Origin of the sequence: Falseniella ignava (assembly GCF_002847645.1) — a bacterium.
Taxonomy (GTDB): Bacteria; Bacillota; Bacilli; order Lactobacillales; family Aerococcaceae; genus Falseniella; species Falseniella ignava.
On the sequence record NZ_PKHE01000013.1, the window covers coordinates 44,866 to 53,087 of the forward strand.

4 protein-coding genes and 1 tRNA gene are annotated in these 8,222 nt (G+C 40.1%); 2 read left to right on the forward strand and 3 right to left on the reverse strand.

The window, feature by feature from the left end:
• Nucleotides 1-3,153, forward strand: a 3,153-nt coding sequence (locus tag CYJ57_RS07830; protein ID WP_180764404.1) for a MiiA motif-containing surface protein, incomplete at its 5' end; no start/stop codon positions are given.
• A 176-nt stretch (nucleotides 3,154-3,329) separates the two neighbouring features.
• Nucleotides 3,330-4,025, forward strand: coding sequence for a TMEM164 family acyltransferase (locus CYJ57_RS05530; protein WP_101954392.1), 696 nt, complete (start codon nucleotides 3,330-3,332; stop codon nucleotides 4,023-4,025).
• A 94-nt stretch (nucleotides 4,026-4,119) separates the two neighbouring features.
• Here CYJ57_RS05530 and CYJ57_RS05535 read toward each other — a convergent pair.
• The 3 genes from CYJ57_RS05535 to CYJ57_RS05545 form a co-directional block, all read right to left on the reverse strand.
• Nucleotides 4,120-4,191: transfer RNA gene (locus CYJ57_RS05535), tRNA-Val, on the reverse strand.
• A 100-nt stretch (nucleotides 4,192-4,291) separates the two neighbouring features.
• On the reverse strand, nucleotides 4,292-5,995 hold the full coding sequence (locus tag CYJ57_RS05540) for a ribonucleoside-diphosphate reductase subunit alpha (protein WP_101954393.1): 1,704 nt from the start codon (nucleotides 5,993-5,995) through the stop codon (nucleotides 4,292-4,294).
• 43 nt (nucleotides 5,996-6,038) lie between these two features.
• Nucleotides 6,039-7,529 (reverse strand): ribonucleotide-diphosphate reductase subunit beta, encoded by a 1,491-nt coding sequence (locus CYJ57_RS05545; RefSeq protein WP_101954394.1) that lies wholly within the window; start codon nucleotides 7,527-7,529, stop codon nucleotides 6,039-6,041.
• Nucleotides 7,530-8,222 lie beyond the last annotated feature (693 nt).

Consider the following 8,222-nt stretch of genomic DNA (forward strand, 5'->3'; position numbering starts at 1 on the left):
GACGAAGTAACCGGTGCAGTCACAACTGACTATCCAGAAGGTGGCGAACAACCAACAATCGAAGTTAAAGATGGTGAAACACTACCAGATGGAAAAACAGAAGGAACTCACAAAGTAAAAGTAATAGTCACTTATCCAGACAAGACTACGAAAGAAGTAGAAGTTCCAGTGATTGTTGGCAAAGATACTCGATCAGACGCTGAAAAGAACGATCCAGAAGCAGCAACATCACCAGATGCAACTACTCTAGTAACAGAATTAAACGTATTACCAAAAGCTGAAGATGGAATTGGTAACAAAGGTCAACTCACCAACGTAAAACAATACGTATGGAGCCAAACACCAGACGTCAGCAAAGTAGGAGACACAACCGGTAAAGTATTAATTCAATACAACGATGGATCAACAGACGAAGTAGAAGTTCCAGTAAAAGTGGTCGACAGTCGTAAAGACAACGAAAAATATCCACTTGTAGATCCAGAAAAAACAGAAGTAGTAGATAAGGATAAATTAACTGACGAGGAAAAAGAAAAAGTTAAGGAAGAAGTTAAGAAAGCAAACCCCAAAGCTAAAGAAGTAGATGTTGAAGACAACGGTAATGCTACAATTACTTATCCAGATGATTCTAAAAATGAGATGCCATCTGAAAAGACAGTAACTGAAAAACCAGCAGCAACAGAATATCAAGTAGTATTCAATGCAAATGGTGGTACACCAACGACTCAAACAGCAAAAGTTAGAGAAGGCGAAAAAGTGGAAGGTGTTACAGAACCTACTAGAGAAGGCTACAATTTTGTGAAATGGGTAGTGCTTGGTACAGATAAGATATTTGATCCAAATACTAACTTCAACAAAGATATGCTTGCTGAAGGTGAAGATAGTCTAATGGTAGTAGCAGTCTGGGAAAAACTTGAAGATAAGAAAATAGCAGATGAAGTAGATCCAACAATTCCAGAAAAAACTGGAGTAAAAGATCTTGATAACTTAACTGATGATGAGAACAAAGAAGTTAAAGATAAGATTGAAGAAGCCAACAAGGATAAATTCCCAGAAGGCACAAAAGTCGAGGTAGATGATAAAGGTAATGCAACCATCACTTACCCAGACGGATCTAAAGATACAATCCCAGCGGAAGACTTAGTATTCCAATACGAACATGGTGAGCCAGAAATTACTGACAAACCAGAGCTTCCAATCGCTGATATCATTGAGCCAAATACTCCAGATAAAACTGGAGTAGAGGACAAAGATAACTTAACTGACGATGAGAAGAAAGAAGTTAAGGATAAGATTGAAGAAGCGAATAAAGATAACTTCCCAGAAGGAACAGAAGTAGAAGTTGACGATAAGGGTGATGCAACCATCACATATCCAGATGAGTCAACAGACACAATTCCAGCTAAAGATCTTGTAAAAGAAAAAGAATCTGAGGATAAGACAATAGCAGATGAAGTAGATCCAACAATTCCAGAAAAAACTGAAGTTGAAGATACGAACAAGCTAACCGAAGATGAGAAGAAAGAAGTAAAAGACAAGATTGAAGAAGCTAACAAGGATAAATTCCCAGAAGGTACAGAAGTAGAAGTTGGCGATAAGGGTGATGCAACCATCACGTATCCAGATGAGTCAACAGACACAATTCCAGCTAAAGATCTTGTAAAAGAAAAAGAATCTGAGGATAAGACTGACGCTGATAAGATTACTCCAAACATTCCAGAGGAAAAAACTGGCGTAAAAGATCTTGATAACTTAACTGACGATGAGAAGAAAGAAGTTAAGGATAAGATAGAAGAAGCCAACAAGGATAAATTCCCAGAAGGCACAGAAGTAGAAGTTGACGATAAAGGTGATGCAACCATCACTTACCCAGATAAGTCAACAGACACAATTCCAGCTAAAGATCTTGTAAAAGAAAAAGAATCTGAGGATAAGACTGACGCTGATAAGATTACTCCAAACATTCCAGAGGAAAAAACTGGCGTAAAAGATCTTGATAACTTAACTGACGATGAGAAGAAAGAAGTTAAGGATAAGATAGAAGAAGCCAACAAGGATAAATTCCCAGAAGGAACAGAAGTTGAAATTGACGATAAGGGTAATGCAACCATCACGTATCCAGACGGATCTAAAGATACAATCCCAGCGGAAGACTTAGTATTCCAATACAAGCATGGTGAGCCAGAAATTGATGACAAACCAGAGCTTCCAATCGCTGATATCATTGAGCCAAATACTCCAGATAAAACTGAAGTAGAGGACAAAGATAATTTAACTGAAAAAGAAAAAGAAGAAGTTAAAGATAAGATTGAAGAAGCTAACAAGGGTAAATTCCCAGAAGGCACAGAAGTAGAAGTTGGTGATAATGGAGACGTAACGGTTACTTACCCAGACGGATCTAAAGATGTTATCCCAGGTGATCAAACAGTCACTGAGAAAGAAAAATCTGATGCTGAGAAGAATCCAGCTGTCACTCCAGATGAGAAGACAGGTGTGAAAGATCTTAATAACTTAACAGACAAAGAGAAAGAAGAAGTTAAGGATAAAGTAGAAAAAGTGAACCCAGAAGCGAAAGATGTAACTATCGACGACAAGGGTAACGCAACGATTACTTATCCAGATGGATCAACGAACACAATTCCAGCAGAAGAACTTGTATTCCAATACGAGCATGGTGAGCCAGAAATCACTGACAAACCAGAACTTAAGATTGCGGATATTATCGATCCAATCATCCCTGACAAGACAGAAGTCGGACGCCCAGGTCTAACGCAAAGTGAAAGAGATGAAGTAGAGCGTAAGATTAAAGAAGCCAACAAAGATAACTTCCCAGAAGGAACGAAAGTTGAAGTGGATGAGTCTGGTAATGCAACAATCACGTATCCAGATGGATCGATCGATACGATTCCATGGAACAAACTTGTCTACCATCGTGATGATGAAGGAGCAGCTGAAAGCGACAAACCATCAGATGAAGCTTCAGATAAAGACTCTAAAGAAACTGAAGAAGCATCATCAACTGCTAAATCATCTTCAGGATTACTACCTGAAACAGGTGAGTCAGCTTCAACAGCAATCTTCGGTGCTGCAGCACTTTCAGTCTTAGCAGGTCTAGGATTAGTTGCAAAACGTCGCGAAGATGAAGAAGAAGCTTAATCGTTCATCACCAGATGAAAAGTCAGTTTAGACTCCAAACTATTGGAATCTAAGGCACAAAGACCCAAGCAAACGCTTGGGTCTTTAGTTTTGCCAAAAACGATAGTATCTCTAAGGAAATTTTGCTATAATATCGAAGTAGAATTTTGTATTTTTTTAAAGGGAGGTGGAAGTCGATGGATATACAATATTTTTTCCGAGTGGCGGAAGATAGTGCGGCACCGGAAGTACCGCTGCCATTCATCATTGGCTGTATTGCGATGATGTTTTATATTGCGCGTCGGTGGGATCGGCCGAAGGTATTTGCCTGGTTAGCCATTGCAATGCAAGTGATGATCTTAACGTGGTATCAGCTTACCGGGAATTTATTGGCAGATGGCTTACCACTCTATCATTGTCGGATTGCAATCTGGGTTTTAAGTATCGGGATACTGCTAGATAAGCGAACCAAGCTGATGACTTGGTCAAGTCTGATTGGACTACCTTTCTCACTGATTGTGCTACTTATTCGCGATATGAACGAATACCAATTCCCTCATATTACTAATGTTTATTACTTTGCCGGGCATATCTTAATTTTCTTAATGTCCTATCATTACTTAACCGAACAGCCGGTGAAGATTTCTAGTCAAGCTCTTATCTCCTACACGCTTGCGATACATTGTGGGGTTGAACTAGTGAACTTATTGCTTGGAAGCAATTATAGTTATTTAAGACGACTTCCAATTCTCAGTTATGCGGATATCAATCGGTATGCTTTTCTCATTGTGACGGTCTGTGTGTTAGCGATGCTCTTCTTAATGCGCTGGGCAGTTCATCTTTATTGGCATTCCGTGAAGATTCCTGAACCACAGCCCACAACCCATGATTAATTGATTTAAAAAGCTCGCAAGAGCTTTTTTATTATGCGATGGAATGGCACAACAAAAAAAGCAAGAAGCCGTAATCGACTTCTTGCTTGTGTGATGGTCCTTGTAGGACTTGAACCTACGACCCCTAGCTTGTCGAGCTAGTGCTCTCCCACTGAGCTAAAGAACCAGTAACATCTACTATTAGACCATAAATTCTAATAAAAAGCAAATCTTTTAGGTAAAGAAATAACCTCAACCTGCTCTGGGTTGAGGTTATATGTCTTCGATTAAGCTTCACAAGCCAAGCAGACGCTTGAGCGGTAGAAGGCTTGCGCTGCAGAAGTTGAGTGTTGGTAGTAAAGAGATTTAATCCCATTTTCCCAAGCGTAGAGATACAATTGATTCATCTCTTTAGCCGTTGTCGTCGCTGGGTTGATCATAATGTTCAAGGATTGAGACTGATCAATATAGCGTTGACGTACCGCAGCTTGGTTGATTACTTCGTATTGGTTAATTTCAGCGAATGTCTTGAAGACATTCTTCTCATGGTCACTTAAGAAGTCTAAGTGAAGAACTGAACCGTCGTGATTCTTAATTGATTCCCACACATCAGGCGTGTTGCGGCCTTTTTCTTCCAGTAACTCGACTAAGTAGCGGTTACGGATGGTTGTCTTAATCTTACTCATATCTTTCACGTAGTAATTACTGAAGAGTGGTTCAATCGATTGTGAGACTTGTCCGATAATAAAGGCAGACGAAGTTGTCGGTGCAATCGCCATGGTAGTTGTATTGCGGCGTCCAGTTCCTTTAAGGATCAGAGGCTCACCGAATAATTCAGCTAACTCACAAGAGGCTTTCTCGGCACGTTCTTGAATCGTCCGATGAATCTCTTCGTTGAGGTAGCTTGCTTCTTCAGATTCAAAGGCAATGAGATTGGATTGTAGGAGTGAATGCCAACCTAAGACACCCAGACCAAGGGCGCGGTTCTCAACCGCAAAGTTATAAGCTCGCTCCATAAAGTGGAAGGCTTCGCGGTATTCGAATTGATCGGAATCACGTAATTTTTCTAACTTTTCGATAAATTCACTCATTACTGCATCTAAGAAGTAGATCATCGTTTCAACGGCGTCGGTATCTTTCCACTCGTTGTAGTGAAGCACGTTCATTGATGACAAGTTACATACGAAAGACCAACGGTCGTTATCTGGTAACATAATCTCGCTACATAAGTTCGAGTGGGTAATTGGGTAATCACGGTACCACTCAGGTTTATTATTATTGATGGTATCCGTAAAGAGGATATAAGGGTAACCCATTTCCACACGACGTTGGATAACTTTAGCCCAAGTCGCACGTTTTTCACGGTCACCTTGAATCATTTCGCGCATCCATTCATCTGACACGGTAACGGCGTGGTTCAAGTCTTGAATATCGTTTCCTTCGACCCCGATTTCTAAGAATTCATCGATATCAGGGTGATCGATGGGTAAGTATGGTGCGAAACGGCCGCGACGGCTCGAGCCTTGGCTTACTGTATCGGTCATTTGCTCGAATAATTTCATAAAGTGAACGGCACCACTTGAATAGCCGTTATTCGTAATGGCAGCGCCGCGTGGGCGTAGGTGACCGAAGAACCCTGAGGTCCCGCCGCCGTACTTAGACATCATACCAATCTCTGCCGCTGTATATAAGATGGATGCCATATTATCATCCGGTGTAGATCCAAAGCATGAGATTGGGAAGCCGCGGTTTGAGCCAAAGTTGGTCCAGACAGGGGTAGAAAGAGAATAATAACCACGGCCTAAGTAAGTATAGAACTTATCACTAAACCCATCGATGCCTAAGATTTCTTCGGCTCGGTCGGCAATTTCTCTCAAGCGACTGTGAGCGTCTTGTCCCTCTCTTAAGTAGCCACGCTCTAAGAATGTCTGGCTATCTTCTGTCAGCCAATAGAATGGCTCATATTCACGATTCTTTAATTGTGCGGTCATGTTTAAAACTCCTTTAATCTATAATCATCATCGACAGCTCGAATTAGAATAGGTCGTCGGCTGTCATCGACTGTGAACGTTTCGTGTAGTTCACAGAGCGTTTGGCGAAGAAGTCAACGTGTTTGGTTGAGACAATCTCTTCGTCAAACCATAAGGTTTTTTCAACTTCAGCTAAGTCGGTCTCGAAGATGCGTTCAAGTCCGATCGCTTCGAGTGAGTTGTTCAGGCGATTCTTAATAAATTCAAGAACAGTTTGTGTCGGCATAAAGTCAATTTCGCCATCTTCATAGATCCAATCTAAGACATCTTTCTCAGATTCGTAGGCTTGTTTAACAAGCGTGTAGATTTCTTCTTTTAATTCATCGTCAAACCAGTCAGGGTTTTCAGCTTTAATGGTATTGATTAAATCAATGCCGAACTCTCCGTGGAGTTGTTCTTCTTTAGAAGTCGCTTCGATAACGTTGGAAATTCCGCTGAATAAGTTTTTCTGTTTATTGAACGACATAATAATTAAGAACTGACTGAATAGTGAGATATGTTCAATAAAGGCAGAGAATAATAAGATTGAAATGGTGTAGTCACGGTTGGAACCGGTTTGTGAATATTTAATATGTGAGTTTAAGTAATCCACCCGGTGGTTCAATGCTGGAATTTGTTCGATTTCTTCGAAAATTTCGTTCAATCCGAGTAATTCCAATAAATGTGAGTAGGCGTCTGAGTGACGAACTTCTGACTCGGCAAAAGTCATCCCAACGTTGGCCAGTTCTGGCTTTGGTAAGCGGTCGTATAATTTCGCCCAGAACGTCTTCACGCTAACTTCTACTTGAGAGATGGCGAGCATCGCATTGCGGATGGCAGTTCTTTCGTGCGGTTCTACGTTGATTTTGTAGTCTTGAATATCAGACGTGTAGTTATACTCGGTATGTAGCCAGTATGAATGTTGGATGGCTTCTTTATATGATTCTAATTCAGGATATTCGTAAGGTTTCAAGTTCTTACGTGGTTTGAAGATATCACGTTGACGCGCTTTCGTCTGTTCCGCACGGTAAAGGATGTAAGCTTTGGCCGTTCTTGGGAAGCTTTGTAACATCAGTTCGGTCTCAACTAAGTCTTGGATTTCCTCAACGTGAATCGGATCGATATCGATTTTTTCGATGACTTTTTGCGTCACAGTATTGATTTCCATATCGTTTAATTCATGAGTTTCATTATTAGCTTTTTGAATGGCAATCTCAATCTTCGTTGGGTCAAAATCAACACGGTCGCCGTTACGTTTGGTAACGTGTTGCGGGATTTTGCTGGTGCCATGGATATAGTGTAGTAAATTCGAATAAAGTGGCTCGTGTGGACGATGGACCCCGTCAATAAAGACTTGAGGCACAGTCATTAATCCAAGTGAGTGGAGATGTTCACGTGCTTCAGGATGCAATTCAATATCGATTTCTTCGTAGACGATATTATTTTTATCCATCCAATCTTTAAGACGAGTACACCATGGGCAGACTTTTTTACTATAAACTTGTACTTGAGTCATTTCGAACGCTCCTTTATGAATGATTTGATTTTGTTGTGTCGCTACTATAGTAATGTATCATAAGCACGGCAAGGTAACCAATCATACGCTTCTCGATTTTGATAAATTTAGCGACATAAATTCAACTTATAGTATACCATGTATTGCTCATTAAAAAAATCACAACTCGATGAGTGGTGATTATTCGATATTCAATAATTGATAGATGGAATGATCAATTAAGTGCAAGACTTTCTCTGTTGGGAAGCGGTGGATCGAGCAGAGAGGTTTGTTTGAGATTGGCGACAAAGCTAATCTAGTTAATAAGCAGAAAGATTCATCTATATAGTAGAACGCGGCCGTTTAAGTAAAAGTCTGATTGTGTGAGGAAACTTAGCGATAGAGCATTCATTTGTTTATAAAGGAAAATATTGTCCTTACCACTTTGCTTGAAGTTAGCTTATGTAGGCGAAACCTGTCCTAATCGCTAATTCAATTACGATGATGAAGGACTTCATAGAGCGATTTACCTAAGTTTCATCATGTTTAGATTTTTAAAATTTTATTCAATTGTTTCTTGTCAGTGGTTTGTAAAGGCTTTTTTTGATGAGTTTTGTTATACTGAAAATAAGTCAAGTCCACAATCCTGTGTAAAATACTATACAATGTTTTACCGGTCACTCATTGATCAAACTTAATATATTTTCTTGTAGA

Excerpts from the sequence above, each read along its gene's own strand:
- CYJ57_RS05530 (WP_101954392.1), top strand. The coding sequence starts at position 3,330 with ATGGATATACAATATTTTTTCCGAGTGGCGGAAGATAGTGCGGCACCG.
- CYJ57_RS05540 (WP_101954393.1), bottom strand. The coding sequence starts at position 5,995 with ATGACCGCACAATTAAAGAATCGTGAATATGAGCCATTCTATTGGCTG.
- CYJ57_RS05545 (WP_101954394.1), bottom strand. The coding sequence starts at position 7,529 with ATGACTCAAGTACAAGTTTATAGTAAAAAAGTCTGCCCATGGTGTACT.